The following is a 13,775-nucleotide window of genomic DNA, read 5'->3' on the forward strand; positions in this document are numbered from 1 at the left end:
GGGTCCCCCGGCCGAAGGCTGGGGGAGGAACTGCGCGCCCAGCCCCCACCGGCCCGCAGCGAACGAACTACGCGGCCTTCTCCTCTTCCTCGGTCACCGGAACCTGCGGCCCGTCCACCTCCCGGAGCCACCCCCGCAGCACCCGATGCACGGCCTCCGCACCGACCAGCTCCTCTCCCTCGCCCGTCGGCGCCGAGAAGTCGACCGGCGACAACAGGAACGGCCTCCCCTGCGCGCCCCCCAACCCCCCGTGCGACCCGATCTGCTCCTCGAAGGCCAGCACTTCGCCGGAGTCCGGGTCGTACCACGAGTTGACCATGATGTCGGCGGTGTGCGGGAAGGAGTGGGTCCGCCGGACGGCATCGGCGGCGCCCGCGCCGAACACGCCCAGCGGCCCCGGACAGGCGTCGAGCCGGTCGAGCGGTATCTCCGCCCCGTACGCGCCGAGCACCAGCCCGCCGTGCTCCTCGCTGCGCACCAGCAGGAACCCGACGCCGGGATGGTTGGCGAGGGTGGTGAGCAGCGCCGGGTGGCGGGCGTCGATCTCCTCCTTGGTCATCCGGTGCGGCACGTCCGGGAAGGAGACCAGGCCGAGGTTGCCGGAGGCGAGCACGACCGGCTCGGAGCCGCGGGTCGGCCGGTGCTTCTCGCCGCCCTCCTCGACAGGCCGGCGCAGGGCCGCGCGGACGGCGGCCCGGGCCTCCGTACCGCTGTGGGTCCGCTCGGCCCGCCGCGGTACGTGCAGCCCGCAGCCGGCCCGGACCAGGTCGCCGAGGGTGAGGCCGTAGCGGGTGTGGAAGGTCTCGCCGGGGCTCTGGCCGTGGTCGGAGAGGACGACGATCCTGTACGGCCGCGGGGCGTGCTCGGCGGCCTTCTCGATCAGGGCGAGGGCGCGGTCCAGGCGTTGCAGCACCTTCTCGGTGTCCCGGCTGCGCGGCCCCGAGTGGTGGGCCACCTCGTCGTAGGCGACGAGGTCGGCGTAGACGGCGCTGCGGCCGACGAGCAGGTCGCCCATGACGGCGGCCACGACGACGTCCCGTTCGACGACGGTCGCGAAGGCCCGGACGAAGGGGTAGAGGCCGCCGCGTGCGACGCGTGGCCGCTGCTTGCGCATCCTGGCCGTGGTGGACTCGCGGAGCTCGCGGCCGACCTCGGCGAAGAAGGAGAGCGCGGTGCGCACGGCGTTGGCGGGGTCGGAGAAGTAGGCGAAGTAACCGGCGCGGGAACGGTTCTCCCGGCCCCGGCGCCGGGTGGCGATGGACAGCACGAGGGCCTGTTCGTCGGCGCCGCCGCTGAAGAGGTTGCCGCGGCTGGCGCCGTCCAGGGTGAGCAGGCCGCCGTCGGCGGTCCGCTCGACGGCCCGGCGCTGGAGTTCGGCGGCGCTGGACGGCCGGTTGCAGACCATCACCTCCCGGTGCTCCTTCTCGTACCAGCGGAAGGCGGGGACGTCGAAGTTCGAGCCGTGCAGGATGCCGAGCTGGCTGGCGCCGGTCTGGCTGGACCAGTCGGTGCGCCAGGGGGTGAGCCGGTGGGTGGGCTGCTCCTCCCCCGCGCCCAGCCAGCCGGCCACGGTCGGCATCAGGCCCTTGGCGACGGCGGCGGTGAGGACGTCGTGGCCGACGCCGTCGAGCTGGAGGAAGACGGTGCCGGGGGCGGCCGGGCACGGCGGGTGGAACTTGCGGCGGCGGGTGGCGAGGCGGGAGAGCCGGCGCCGGTAGGCGTCGTCGTCGCGGACGGCGAGCGCACCGCCGGTGGCGGAGGCGACGGCGGACATCACGGCGGCGACGATCACGGCGGTCTCCGGCGCCGCCTCGCTCTGCCCGGAGGGGTTGACGCGCAGGGCGACGAGCAGCAGGGAGCCGTTGAGGAAGAAGACCAGCAGACCGAGGACGAGCGCGGGCACGAGCAGCAGCAGCCGTACGAGAAGGGGCCATACGACGGCGGAGAGCACACCGAAGACACCGGCGCCGAGGGCCGCTGTCATGGCGATGCGGGTGGCGCTGTCACCGTCGGGGGACTGGAGCTGGAAGTCGGGCAGGATCCCGGCGAGGACCAGCATGGTGACGGTGGACACCGCCCAGACCGCGACGCTCCGCCCGAGCTGACTGACGACCCGCCGCCACCGCACGCGCCACCGACCTCACGTCCGCGACCCGCGCCGGCCGCGGATCTGCTGCCGTCAACACTGTCATACGGCGTCCTGCGGCCGCGGGGCGCGAGCGGGCTCATCTCCCGTCGTAGCCGGCCGTCGGCATCGACAGCCTGCGGTGGACCCTGGCCTTCATCTGGGCGTCGTAGCAGGGCTCGGCCCGGCCCACCGTCTCCACCCGCACCCCGCGTCTCGCGCACTCCGCCGTGAACTCCTCCACCGACGACAGCGCGCTCTCCAGGACCCGTCTGCTGGGGGCGACGAAGACGTCGAGGCCGGGCCGGACCCCCGCCCACAGGGCGCTGTGGTCGTGCCGCAGGCCGCGGACCAGGAGTTCACGAGCGATGACGTATCCGTGTTCCACGGCCCAGCGCGCACACATCGCGTGCTGGCTGCGGGAGTCGACCAGGAAGGGGTCGATCTCCAGTTCCTCCAGGGGCGTCAGACTCGCGATGGCGGTCACGCGCACCGGCCCGAGCCCGCCGGAGGCACCCCGCAGCTGTCCCATGGCGTCCCCCTCACCTCCGGGTTTCGCCGCCGACCCTACTCCTGCACGTAGGCTTCGGGGAGTCGCGCGAAGGAGGCAAAGAAGGTGCCGGTGGAGATCACCTGGTGGGGTCACGCCACCTGCACGATCGAGGATTCGGGCGTACGCGTGCTCACCGATCCTCTGTTCGCGCGCCGGCTCGCGCATCTGCGTCGGCGCCGGGGCGCCCCGCCGCCGTCCGAGGCCCGCCGCGCCGACCTCGCGCTCGTCTCCCACCTGCACGCCGACCATCTGCACGTCCCCTCGCTCGCCGGGCTCGCCCCGGGCACGCGCCTGCTCGTGCCCCGGGGCGCACCACGGGCGGTGCCCGCGCTCCGCAGGCTCCGTCAGCTGCGGATCACCGAGATGGGCGTCGGGGACGAGATACACGTCGGCCCCCTCGTCGTACGGGCCGTCCCCGCGCGGCACGACGGGCGCCGGCTGCCGGTCGGCCCGCACCGCTCCCCCGCCCTCGGGTACGTCGTGGAGGGCGCGGCCCGGACGTACTTCGCCGGGGACACCGGGCTGTTCGACGAGATGGCCGGGGCGGTGGGCCCGGTGGACGTGGCCCTGCTGCCGGTCGGCGGGTGGGGGCCGTATCTCGGGGAGGGGCACCTGGACGCCGGGCGGGCGGCACGGGCGCTGGCCGCCCTGGCGCCGCGCAGCGCGGTGCCGGTGCACTACGGGACGTACTGGCCGATCGGCATGGACGCGGTGCGCCCGCACGAGTTCCATGCGCCGGGCGAGGAGTTCGTGCGCCTCGCGGCGGAGTACGCGCCGCAGGTGGCGGTGCACCGGCTCGGCCACGGGGAGGGTGTGCGGCTGGAGGTCGCACGGTGAGACCGCTGCTGGTGCTGGCGGCCGCCGCCGGGTCCACGGCGGCGACCTCGTCGTCGACCGAGTCGACGCAGCAGGCGATCGGGTATCCGACGCTGTTCCTGCTGGTGCTGATCGGGGCGTTGCTGCCGGTGGTGCCGACGGGGGCGCTGGTGAGTTCGGCGGCGGTGGTGGCGTTTCACCAGACGGCGCCGTTCGCGCTGGCCCTGGTGTTCGTGACGGCGTCGCTGGCCGCCTTCCTCGGGGACGCGGCGCTGTACTGGCTCGGGCGGCGCGGGATGGGGTCGAAGAACGGGTCGCGGTGGCTGGCGGCGATCCGGGCGCGGGCGCCGGAGGAGCGGCTGTCGCAGGCGCAGTCGAAACTGGCGGAGCACGGGGTCGCCGTGCTGGTGCTGTCCCGGCTGGTGCCGGCCGGGCGGATACCGGTGATGCTGGCGTGTCTGCTGGCGGAGTGGCCGCTCAGGCGGTTCGCGCGGGGGAACGGGCCCGCGTGTCTGGCGTGGGCGGCCACGTACCAGGTGATCGGGATTCTGGGCGGGTCGCTGTTCCCGGAGCCGTGGGAGGGGGTTGTGGTGGCGGTGGGGCTGACGGTGGTGATCGGTGTGGCGCCGAGTGTGGTGCGCCGAGTTCGGGGTGGTGCGGTGCGTGGGTAGCTGCGGGTGCGTTGTGGCTGGTCGCGCAGTTCCTCCCCCAGCCTTCGGCCGGGGGGACCCCCAGCGCCCCTGTCGGGGCGCTTCAGTCGATGGCGCTTTCGAGTGAAGTCCGCTCCAGGACCCTCGACGCTCCCACCGGCAGGTCCCACAGGTCCTCCCGGTCCCGGCCCGCGCGCTGCCAGGCCGCGCGTACCCGGGTGAGGGGTTCGAGGACCGGTTCTGCCGAGAGGATGAAGGTGCCCCAGTGCATGGGGGCCATGCGCCTCGCCCCCAGATCCTCCGTCGCGCGGACCGCTTCCTCCGGGTCGAGGTGGACGTCGCTGAGCCACCAGCGGGGGTCGTAGGCGCCGATGGGCATGAGGGCGAGGTCGATGCCGGGGTAGCGGCGGCCGATGCGGGAGAACCAGTGGCCGTAGCCGGTGTCGCCGGCGAAGTAGAGGCGGCCGCCGTCGGGGGCGGTGAGGACCCAGCCGCCCCAGAGGCTGTGGCAGGTGTCGGTGAGGCTGCGCTTGGACCAGTGGTGGGCGGGGACGAAGTCGAAGCGGACGCCGGAGAGTTCGGCCGCCTCCCACCAGTCCAGCTCGGTGACGGTGGTGAAGCGGCGGCGCCGGAACCAGCGGCCGAGTCCGGCCGGGGCGAAGACGGGGGTGTCGCGCGGGAGCCGGCGCAGGGTGGGGGCGTCCAGGTGGTCGTAGTGGTTGTGGCTGATGACGACCGCGTCGATGTGCGGCAGCGTCTCCCAGGGGACGCCGACCGGGGTGACGCGGGCGGGGGTGCCGATGATGCGGCGGGACCAGACGGGGTCGGTGAGGACGGTCAGGCCGCCTGTCCGGACGACCCAACTGGCGTGTCCCGCCCAGGTGACGGCGACGGTGTCGGGCGCGACGCGCGGCAACGGGCCGGGGGCGTAAGGGAGTCGGGGGACGTCGGCGAGACCCTCGCGGCCGGGGCGGACGGAGCCCTCGCGGGCGAAGCGGGCCATGGCCTTGAGGCCGGGCAGGGGGGCGGTCAGTCGGTCGTGGAAGGTCCGTGGCCAGACCCGGAGTTCACCCAGCGGGCGGGGGTCGGCGAGCGGCGGGAACGGAGGCGCGGAGGGAGTCGGGGCGGCGTGGGTCACCGCGTCCCGGGTCGTCGTGGCGGTCGCCGTGGCCGACCCTGACTCATGCGTCTGCTGCGTCATCGAGGAGGCTCCCATCGCTGAGCGTCGTCGCGGAGGTCGTCGAGTGCCGACCCCAAGGACATCAACGCGCGTTGCACGTGTGGCAGTTCCAACGGTGCGGGGGACGTGAGGCATTCCAGGCGTTCGGTGTCGGTGTCGCCCAGCAGCGGGCCGGTGGCGAGCCGTACGCGCAACGCCTGGAGGTCGTCGCCGAAACGGTGGCCGCCGGGCGCGGGCATGCCGAGCCGGGCGGTGAGGAACTCCTCCAACTCCTGTGCGTCGCCGACCCCCTGGGCACCGAGCGCGGCACGCAGCGGCTCCAGGTCGGCGTAGAGGTGCCGGCCGGCCTGCGGGGGCCGGGCCAGACCGCCCGCGGCGACCACCGCGCCGTGCACGGCGGCGGCCACGCGCGCGTGCAGGCGTACGGCGGCCTCACGGCGGGCGGTGACGGGCCCGGGTTCGTCGAGCGCGTGCGCGGCGGCCACCGCGACCGGTCCGGCGAGGCGGGCGCCGAGGGCGGTGAGGACGTCGAGCACGCGCGCGTGCAGGGCCGTACCGGTGTCGCCCGCCGGGAACCGGGCGACGGCGGCGGGCCAGCCGGCCGGCAGCAGCGCGCCCGCCAGGTCGGTGACGACGGTGACCTGGTCCGGGACCATCTCGGCGGGGCTGAGCAGCACGGTGGCGTGCGGGGCGTGCAGGGTGTCGCGCCAGGTCTCGTCGCTGACCAGGTGCAGTCCCTCGCCGGTGGCGGCCTCCACGGTCTCGTGCAGCAGTTCGGGCGGGGCGACGGTGGCGGTGGGGTCGTCGGCGACGGACAGCACGAGCAGCCGGGGATCGCCGCCCTCTTCCCGGACCCGGCGCACGGTCTCCAGCAGCGCGTACGGGTCGGGTACGCCCCCGGACTCGGCCGGGGTCGCCACATGGAAGACCGGGCGGCCCAGCAGCCGGGCGTACGGCGCCCACCAGGCGGCGCAGGGCCGCGGCACCAGGACGTCGCCGCCGAGCGCGGCGGTGAGCGCGAGCAGCAGGGCGGGGGCGCCGGGTCCCGCGGTGACCCGGTCGGGCCCGACGGGCAGCCCGCGGCGCTCCCAGTAGCCGCAGGCGGCCTCCAGCAGCGCCGGTCCGCCGCCGACCGGCTCCTCGTCGCCCCGGTGCGCGGCGGCGGCCAGCGCCGCGGAGAGTTCGGGCAGCACCGGCAGGCCGTCGTCGGGCAGGGGCGGGCCGTAGCGGACCGGGCCGTGGCCCTGCGGAAGGGAGTGGTGGGCAGGTCCGTGGCCCTCGGGGTCCGTCCGCCGCATGTCCGCCTCCGCGCAGTCCGTGGTGCCGCCGTGTGCCGCTGTCCGGTCCGGGCCGTGCTCCGTCGCCGGCTGCGGTGACCGGGTCAGCCGTCCGCGCGGAACCTACCGCCCCACAGCCGGTACGCGGCGCCGCCGCACGCGGCCGCGATCAGCAGCCCGCCGGCGGCCAGGGCGGGCACCGACTCGGTGAAGGCGCCCCCTTCCCCGGCCTCCACCCCGTGCTGCACGCCCGGCGGGGCACAGGACGTGTCACCGCCGCCGCGCCCTCCGTCGCACTCCTGCTCATCCCCGCCGCACGACTTCTGTGCCTGCCCCTCCGCCGCACACGGCCGCTCGTCGTTCTTCCACGGCACCGTGCCGTCGTCCCCGTGACCCCCGGTGCCGCCGTCCCCGTGCGAGGCCGTGCCGTCGTCGCCCCGGGAGGCCGTGCCGTCGTCCCCGTGGTGGGCGCCCGTGCCCTCGTCACCCCGCGACGCCGTGCCGTCGTCGTCCCCGTAGTGGGCGCCCGTCCCCTCGTCGCCCCGCGGAGGCACACCGCCGTCACCATGCGGAGACACACCGGCGTCCCCGCGTGAAGCCGTACCGGCGTCCCCGCGTGAAGCCGTACCCGCGTCCCCGCGCGGAGCCGTACCCGCGTCCCCGCGCGGAGCCGTGCCGCCGCCGTCGCCCGGCGGCACCGCGGTGTCCGGGCCCGGCGGGAGGTCGCCGCCCACGACCGGCGGCAGCGCGCCGGCGTCGTCGCCCCCGGTGACCGGGAAGGGCACGGTCCCGGGCTGCTGCGGCTGCTCCCCGCCCGCCGCCGGGCAGGCCCCGTCGGGGGCCGAGGCCGGGTCCCGACCGGCAGCACTCGTCGTACCGCCTTCCGTATAGACCTCGGCCCGGTCCCCGCAGGTCACGGAGACGGTGACGGTGGTCCCGGGCCGGGCGGCGGCCGGGCCGGCGGCGCCGCACGCGGCACCCGCCAGGACGGCGACGGACAGGGCGCGAACGGTGCGGCGCATGAGGTGGGCTCCTTGAGACGTACGGCTGCGGGACAGGCGGCTCGTGCCCCCGCAGCCATCACAGCCCGCCCCGCACCGTGCCGCGCGCGGCCGACCCCCATTCGCGGGACACCCCCGCACTTTCGGGTGACCGATCCCCGTGTCGGCCCGCGCTCCCCGGGTACGCGTCCGGCACCCCCGAAGCACCTGGAGGGAGACATGCAGCGAGGCAGTGACCGGCTGAGCGTCCACCGGGACGACGAGATGAAACACGAGCTGCGGGAACTGCTCAGGTCCGGGCATCCGACCCGCACGGAGGACTGGAACGACCCCGAGCCGCCCGCGGAGGACGATCCGGAGGTCTTCCGCGCCCCGATCCGGCCGTGGACCAGCGCGCAGCCGTCACCGGCGACGGTGCGGCTGGAGCTGGCCCGGTCCCTGACCCGGCACGACTTCCCGGCACAGCCCAGGGAGCTGGCCGACGTGCTGCGCCGCGGCAACGCGTCCGACGCCCTGGTCCGGCGGGTGTCCCGGCTGCCACGCGCGAAGCGTTACGACAGCCTGTTCGCGCTGGCCGAGGCGGTGCTCGGCGAGAAGTGAGCCGGGACGCCGGCGAGGTACCCCCGCGCCGCCGGGGGCCTCAGCTCGCGGAGGCCCCCGGTGTGGCCGTCTCGGCGCAGCCGCGCTCGCGGGCGCCCTCCCGGGTGCGGCCGGCCGCGACGAGGCGGCGCGGATTGCGGCGCAGGTACTCGCCCTCCAGCTGGGCCATGCGCTCGTTGTGGGCGCGCAGCGCGTCGTTGGAGCCGTACAGCAGGGTGTCGTGGCGCGTCCGGTGGATGTTCTCCAGCTCCTTCATGAGCTGCTGGTCGTCCAGCCGGCTGGGGTCGACTCCAGTCATGGTGGTACCCCGCTCGTCGTGTCCGTCCCGGCGGTCCGGATCCCTGCATCCACTGTACGAACATCCGGGCCCGCGAGCCTCCCTACCGGACGCGCTCCACCCGGCGCTCGTCCCACACCGGTTCCGGGGTCTCGCGGACCCGGCCGTCGCTGCCGAAGACCAGGTAGCGGTCGAAGGAGCGGGCGAACCAGCGGTCGTGGGTGACGGCGAGGACCGTGCCGTCGAAGGCCTCCAGACCCTCCTGGAGCGCTTCGGCGGACTCCAGGTCGAGGTTGTCGGTCGGCTCGTCGAGGAGCAGTGCCGTGACGCCCTGGAGCTCCAGCAGCAGGATCTGGAACCGGGCCTGCTGCCCGCCCGACAGTCGATCGAAGGTCTGTTCGGCCTGCTGGGTGAGCTCGTAGCGGCGGAGCCGGGACATCGCCGCGCCGCGGTCCTGGGAGTGTTCCGTCCAGAGGATGTCCAGGAGCGTACGGCCCCGCAGCTCGGGGTGGGCGTGGGTCTGGGCGAAGTGCCCGGGCACCACACGCGCGCCCAGCTTCCACTCCCCCGTGTGCGTCACGTCCTCGCCGGCCAGCAGCCGCAGGAAGTGCGACTTGCCGGAGCCGTTGGAGCCGAGCACGGCGACCCGTTCGCCGTAGAAGACCTCCAGGTCGAAGGGTTTCATCAGGCCGGTCAGTTCGAGTCCCGCGCAGGTGACGGCCCGGACGCCGGTACGGCCGCCCTTGATGCGCATCCTGATGTCCTGCTCGCGCGGCGGCTCCGGCGGCGGGCCGGCCTCCTCGAACTTGCGCAGCCGGGTCTGCGCGGCCGCGTACCGGGACGCCATCTCGTGCGATACGGCGGCCGCCTGCCGGAGGTTCAGCACCAGCTTCTTCAGCTGGGCGTGCTTCTCGTCCCAGCGGCGGCGCAACTCCTCGAAGCGGGCGAAGCGTTCGCGCCGGGCCTCGTGGTAGGTGGCGAAGCCGGCGCCGTGCACCCAGGCGTCGGCGCCGGTCGGTGAGGGCTCCACGGAGACGATCTTCTCGGCGGCGCGGGCGAGGAGCTCACGGTCGTGGGAGACGAACAGGACCGTCTTGCGGGTCTCCTTCAGCTGCTGTTCCAGCCAGCGCTTGCCGGGGACGTCGAGGTAGTTGTCCGGCTCGTCGAGCAGCAGCACCTCGTCGGCGCCCCGGAACAGGGCCTCCAGCACCAGCCGCTTCTGCTCGCCGCCGGAGAGCGTGCGCACCTGCCGCCACTGGGCCTTCTCGTACGGCACCCCGAGCGCGGCCGTCGTGCACATGTCCCAGAGGGTCTCGTGCTCGTAGCCGCGCACCTCGGCCCAGTCGGCGAGGGCCTGCGCGTACCGCAGCTGGGCGGCCTCGTCGTCGACGGTCATGAGGGCGTGCTCGGCCTTGTCGACGCTCTGCGCGGCCTCCCGGATCCGGGGCGGCGCGACGGAGACCAGCAGGTCGCGTACGGTCGTCTCGTCGCGTACGGAGCCCACGAACTGGCGCATGACGCCGAGGCCGCCGCTCACGGTGACGGTGCCGCCGTGCGGCTTCAGTTCGCCCGAGATCAGCCGGAGCAGGGTGGTCTTGCCGGCGCCGTTGGGGCCGACCAGCGCGACGGCCGCGCCCTCGCCCACCCGGAAGGACACGTCGCCGAGCAGCGCCCTCCCGTCGGGGAGGTAGTACTCGAGGTGCGCGGCTTCCAGATGTCCCATGGTCAGCGATTCTGCGGGGCCTGCCCGGCATGGGGCAAACCGTTATCGACCCGCCGTCCTCGGCCGCGGGTGCGTGGTGGTTGCTCGCGCAGTTCCCCGCGCCCCTTCAGGGCGCGTTGCCGCAGCGCCCCTTCAGGGGCGCGGGGAACTGCGCGACCAGCCCCCACCGGGCCGCACCCGGCATCACTCCGTCACCGAATCCACCCGTTCCCCCGTCGGCCCGCTCACCCCCGTCGGCTCCACCACCGCCCCTTCCCAGGACAGCGCCTTCCAGCCGTCCTGCGGGGTGCCGTCCAGGATCACGACGCCGGTGTTGTCGAGGGGGCGGGAGGCGGCGTAGGGGACGTCGACGTTGGCCGCGCGGGCCGCCGTCCAGAGGCGGATGACCGCGCCGTGGCTGATCATGGCGACCGTCCCGGCGCCGCTCGCGGCCGCCTCGGCGACCACCGCGTCGTAGCGGGCCAGGACCTCCGCCCCGGTCTCGCCGCCGGGCATGCGCAGCCCCGTGTCGCCGCCGGCCCAGGCGAACACGGTCCGCATGTACTCCTCGCCGTGCTCGGAGTGGCCGGGCAGCATCTCCAGGTCGCCCGCGAAGACCTCGCGGATGCCGTCGCGGACGATCGGGTCGAGGCCGCGGGCGGCGGCCAGCGGGGCGGCGGTGCGCTGGGTGCGGATCAGGGTGGAGACGTAGAGGGCCTCGATGTCCTCCTCGGCGAGCGCCGCGGGCAGCGCCGCGGCCTGCCGCTCGCCGAGCGCGGTGAGCCCGGGGCCGGGTACGGCGGTGTCGAGGAGGAACTCGACATTGGTCGGGGTCTGCCCGTGACGTATGAGGAGCAGGCGCATCCGGAGGGTTCCTCTCACTCGACCGCACCGCGTATCCGGCAGGAAACGGCCACTTCAGGGTAACCGCACCCGCATGAACCCAGACTTCGACCTGACCGTCCCGAAGCCCGGCCGGCACGCGCTGCGCGACCGGCTGCTCGCCCTCGACAGCCGGTTGTTCGAGGTGGCCGCCGAGCGGCACTGGCCGTTCGCCGGGCCGGTGCTGCCCCGGCTGAGCCGGAGCGCCAACCACGGGGTGCTGTGGTGCGCCGCGGCCGCCGCGGTGGCCGCGTCCCGTACCCCGCGCGCCCGCCGGGCCGCCGTCCGCGGCCTGGCCTCGCTCGCCCTGGCCTCCCTGACCGTCAACACCCTCGGCAAGCGCTCGGTGCGCCGCCCCCGGCCGCTCCTGGACCCGGTGCCGACGGTGCGGCACCTGAAGCGGCAGCCGATCACGACGTCCTTCCCCTCCGGTCACGCCGCGTCGGCGGCCGCCTTCGCGACCGGTGTCGCCCTGGAGTCCCCGGCCTGGGGCGCGGTGGTGGCTCCGGTGGCGTTCTCCGTCGCCATGTCCCGGGTCTACACGGGGGTGCACTTCCCGAGCGACGTGCTCGCGGGCGCGGTGCTCGGCGCGGGCGCCGCGTTCGCCGTACGGGCGCTGGTGCCGACCCGGGCCCAGACCGGTCCGCCGCCCCGGCCCCGCGCGAGCGCCCCGGCGCTGCCCGGCGGGGAGGGTCTGGTGGTCGTCGCCAACCGGGCCTCGGGCAGCGCCGACCGGGTGCGGGTGCTGCGCGACGAGCTGCCGGACGCGGAGCTCGTGGAGTGCGAACCGGCGGACGTGGGCGCCGAGTTGGAGAAGGCGGCGACCCGGGCCCGGGCGCTCGGCGTGTGCGGCGGCGACGGCACGGTGAACGCGGCCGCCGGGGTCGCCCTGCGCCACGGGCTGCCGCTGGCGGTGCTGCCCGGCGGCACCCTCAACCACTTCGCCTACGACCTGAGCGTGGAGGACGGCCGGGATCTGGGCCGTGCGGTGCGCGAGGGCGAGGCGGTCCGGGTGGACGTCGGCCGCTTCGCCGCCCAGGACCGGGAGGGTGTCTTCCTCAACACGCTCAGCCTGGGCGTCTACCCGGAGCTGGTGCGTGAGCGGGAGCGCTGGGCGCACCGCATCGGCGGCCGGCCCGCCGAGGTGCTGGCCGCGCTGCGCGTGCTGCGCACGGACCGGCATCCGCTGCAAGTCGAACTCGGCGGCGAGGCACACCCGTTGTGGCTGCTGTTCGTCGGGAACTGCATCTACCACCGGATGGGCCTGGCCCCGGGCCGCCGCACCGACCTGGCGGACGGACTGCTCGACGTCCGGGTGGTGCACGGCGGCCGGCACCCGGCGCTCCGGCTCCTCTCCGCCGCCCTCGCGGGCCCGCTCCCCCGGTCCCCCGCACTGGCGGAGGTGAAGGTGCGAAGGCTGCGTCTGACCGGCCTCGCGACCGGGACCCCGCTCGCCTTCGACGGTGAAGTCACCGACGTGAAGGGCGAGATGACGGTGGAGAAGCTGCCGGAGGCACTGACCGTGTACCGGCCGCTGCCCTGAGGTGACCAACCGTCAGTCCACATCGTAAAACGCGGGTCTCATTATTCGGCATGCGGGCGTAGCGTTGCGGCTACCGCGGGACGGGGTCGTCCGGCCCCGTCCGCCGGTGTGACGCGAAGGGGTTGAGCCATGTCGAAGCCACAGGAGACCGCCGTCTACACGCACGGGCACCACGAGTCGGTGCTGCGTTCCCACACCTGGCGCACCGCCGCCAACTCGGCCGGCTATCTGCTGGGTTCGCTCAAGCCCCACATGCGGATCCTGGACATCGGCTGCGGCCCGGGGACGATCACCGCGGACCTGGCGGCGCTGGTCCCCGAGGGCCGGGTCACCGGTGTGGACCACGCACCGGGCGTCCTGGAGCAGGCCCGCGCCACCGCCGCCGGGCGCGGCCTGACGAACGTGGACTTCGCGGTCGCCGACGTGCACGCGCTGGACTACCCGGACGACACCTTCTGCGTGGTCCACGCCCACCAGGTGCTCCAGCACGTGGGCGACCCGGTGCAGGCGCTGCGCGAGATGCGCCGGGTCACCAAGCCCGGCGGCTTCATCGCCGTACGCGACTCGGACTACGCGGCGATGACCTGGTACCCGGCGGTGCCCGGCCTGGACGACTGGTCGGAACTGTACCGGCGGGTGGCCCGGGCGAACGGGGGCGAGCCGGACGCCGGGCGGCGGCTGCGGTCCTGGGCGCTGGCGGCGGGGCTGACCGACATCACGGCCACCTCCGGGACCTGGACGTACAGCACGGCCGAGGAGCGGGCGTGGTGGGGCGGGCTGTGGGCGGACCGCACGGTCGCCTCCTCCTACGCCGGGCTGGCCACGGAGGGCGGCCACGCGACCACCGGGCAGCTGGCGGAGATCTCGGCGGCCTGGCGGGAGTGGGCAGGGCGGGAGGACGGCTGGTTCGCCGTCCTGCACGGAGAGATTCTCTGCCGCAAGTGAGCGTGATCCGCGGATTTCGGGAAACCCGATCCGCAGGAGGTTCACATTATGGTTGCCATTCTTCTCGTACTGCTTCTGGTCCTGATTCTCTTCGGTGCCGGATTTGCGGTGAACGTACTCTGGTGGATCGCGCTCGCCGTACTCGTGCTGTGGCTCCTCGGATTCCTGGCGCGCGGCACGACCAGCGCGGGCGGCCGGGGCCGCTGGTACCGGTGGTGAGGCGA

General features: G+C 74.8%; 14 protein-coding genes. 6 read left to right on the forward strand and 8 right to left on the reverse strand.

Translation table 11 applies throughout. The features are described 5' to 3' along the window. Positions 1–67: 67 nt before the first annotated feature. Positions 68–2,128, reverse strand: a complete 2,061-nt coding sequence (locus ACIPSJ_RS48475; RefSeq protein WP_401356191.1) for a phage holin family protein — start codon at positions 2,126–2,128, stop codon at positions 68–70. A 97-nt stretch (positions 2,129–2,225) separates the two neighbouring features. Continuing rightward, positions 2,226–2,657 (reverse strand): hypothetical protein, encoded by a 432-nt coding sequence (locus tag ACIPSJ_RS48480; RefSeq protein ID WP_359214787.1) that lies wholly within the window; start codon positions 2,655–2,657, stop codon positions 2,226–2,228. Between the two features lie 84 nt (positions 2,658–2,741). Here ACIPSJ_RS48480 and ACIPSJ_RS48485 point away from each other — a divergent pair, with 84 nt between their 5' ends. Both ACIPSJ_RS48485 and ACIPSJ_RS48490 read left to right on the forward strand, forming a co-directional pair. Beyond that, a complete protein-coding gene (locus ACIPSJ_RS48485; RefSeq protein WP_359214784.1) occupies positions 2,742–3,515 on the forward strand; it encodes an MBL fold metallo-hydrolase in 774 nt (257 codons plus the stop codon). 5 nt (positions 3,516–3,520) lie between these two features. Beyond that, positions 3,521–4,165, forward strand: coding sequence for a DedA family protein (locus ACIPSJ_RS48490; protein WP_401356457.1), 645 nt, complete (start codon positions 3,521–3,523; stop codon positions 4,163–4,165). An 82-nt stretch (positions 4,166–4,247) separates the two neighbouring features. Here the strand turns inward: ACIPSJ_RS48490 and ACIPSJ_RS48495 are convergent, their stop codons facing one another. From ACIPSJ_RS48495 to ACIPSJ_RS48505, 3 genes are all read right to left on the reverse strand, one after another. Beyond that, positions 4,248–5,345 carry an MBL fold metallo-hydrolase gene (locus ACIPSJ_RS48495; protein WP_401356194.1) on the reverse strand — a complete coding sequence of 366 codons (1,098 nt, stop codon included), beginning with the start codon at positions 5,343–5,345 and terminating at the stop codon, positions 4,248–4,250. After that, on the reverse strand, positions 5,342–6,622 hold the full coding sequence (locus ACIPSJ_RS48500; RefSeq protein ID WP_401356196.1) for an aminotransferase class I/II-fold pyridoxal phosphate-dependent enzyme: 1,281 nt from the start codon (positions 6,620–6,622) through the stop codon (positions 5,342–5,344). Before ACIPSJ_RS48500 ends, ACIPSJ_RS48495 begins: the two co-directional genes overlap by 4 nt. Before the next feature lie 83 nt (positions 6,623–6,705). Then, on the reverse strand, positions 6,706–7,623 hold the full coding sequence (locus ACIPSJ_RS48505; protein ID WP_401356198.1) for a hypothetical protein: 918 nt from the start codon (positions 7,621–7,623) through the stop codon (positions 6,706–6,708). Positions 7,624–7,821: 198 nt separating this feature from the next. Here ACIPSJ_RS48505 and ACIPSJ_RS48510 point away from each other — a divergent pair, with 198 nt between their 5' ends. Then, entirely contained in the window at positions 7,822–8,202 is a 381-nt protein-coding gene (locus tag ACIPSJ_RS48510) for a DUF2795 domain-containing protein (RefSeq protein ID WP_401356201.1), read from the forward strand. Positions 8,203–8,242: 40 nt separating this feature from the next. On the opposite strand, the gene ACIPSJ_RS48515 is transcribed toward ACIPSJ_RS48510, so the two are convergent. From ACIPSJ_RS48515 to ACIPSJ_RS48525, 3 genes are all read right to left on the reverse strand, one after another. Continuing rightward, on the reverse strand, positions 8,243–8,500 hold the full coding sequence (locus ACIPSJ_RS48515) for a DUF6158 family protein (RefSeq protein ID WP_355719251.1): 258 nt from the start codon (positions 8,498–8,500) through the stop codon (positions 8,243–8,245). Positions 8,501–8,582: 82 nt separating this feature from the next. Next, positions 8,583–10,202 (reverse strand): ATP-binding cassette domain-containing protein, encoded by a 1,620-nt coding sequence (locus ACIPSJ_RS48520; RefSeq protein ID WP_359214766.1) that lies wholly within the window; start codon positions 10,200–10,202, stop codon positions 8,583–8,585. Between the two features lie 183 nt (positions 10,203–10,385). Then, the gene (locus ACIPSJ_RS48525; protein ID WP_401356204.1) at positions 10,386–11,045 is read right to left on the reverse strand and encodes a histidine phosphatase family protein; all 660 of its coding nucleotides are present in this window, start codon (positions 11,043–11,045) and stop codon (positions 10,386–10,388) included. Positions 11,046–11,118: 73 nt separating this feature from the next. Between ACIPSJ_RS48525 and ACIPSJ_RS48530 the strand changes: the two genes are divergently transcribed. The 3 genes from ACIPSJ_RS48530 (at position 11,119) to ACIPSJ_RS48540 (ending at position 13,770) form a co-directional block, all read left to right on the forward strand. Then, a complete protein-coding gene (locus ACIPSJ_RS48530) occupies positions 11,119–12,606 on the forward strand; it encodes a bifunctional phosphatase PAP2/diacylglycerol kinase family protein (RefSeq protein WP_401356206.1) in 1,488 nt (495 codons plus the stop codon). 129 nt (positions 12,607–12,735) lie between these two features. Next, positions 12,736–13,551 carry a class I SAM-dependent methyltransferase gene (locus tag ACIPSJ_RS48535; protein WP_359225441.1) on the forward strand — a complete coding sequence of 272 codons (816 nt, stop codon included), beginning with the start codon at positions 12,736–12,738 and terminating at the stop codon, positions 13,549–13,551. 48 nt (positions 13,552–13,599) lie between these two features. Continuing rightward, positions 13,600–13,770, forward strand: a complete 171-nt coding sequence (locus tag ACIPSJ_RS48540) for a hydrophobic protein (protein WP_359225440.1) — start codon at positions 13,600–13,602, stop codon at positions 13,768–13,770. Positions 13,771–13,775 lie beyond the last annotated feature (5 nt).

Source organism: Streptomyces sp. NPDC090088 (assembly GCF_044747345.1).
Taxonomy (GTDB): Bacteria; Actinomycetota; Actinomycetes; order Streptomycetales; family Streptomycetaceae; genus Streptomyces.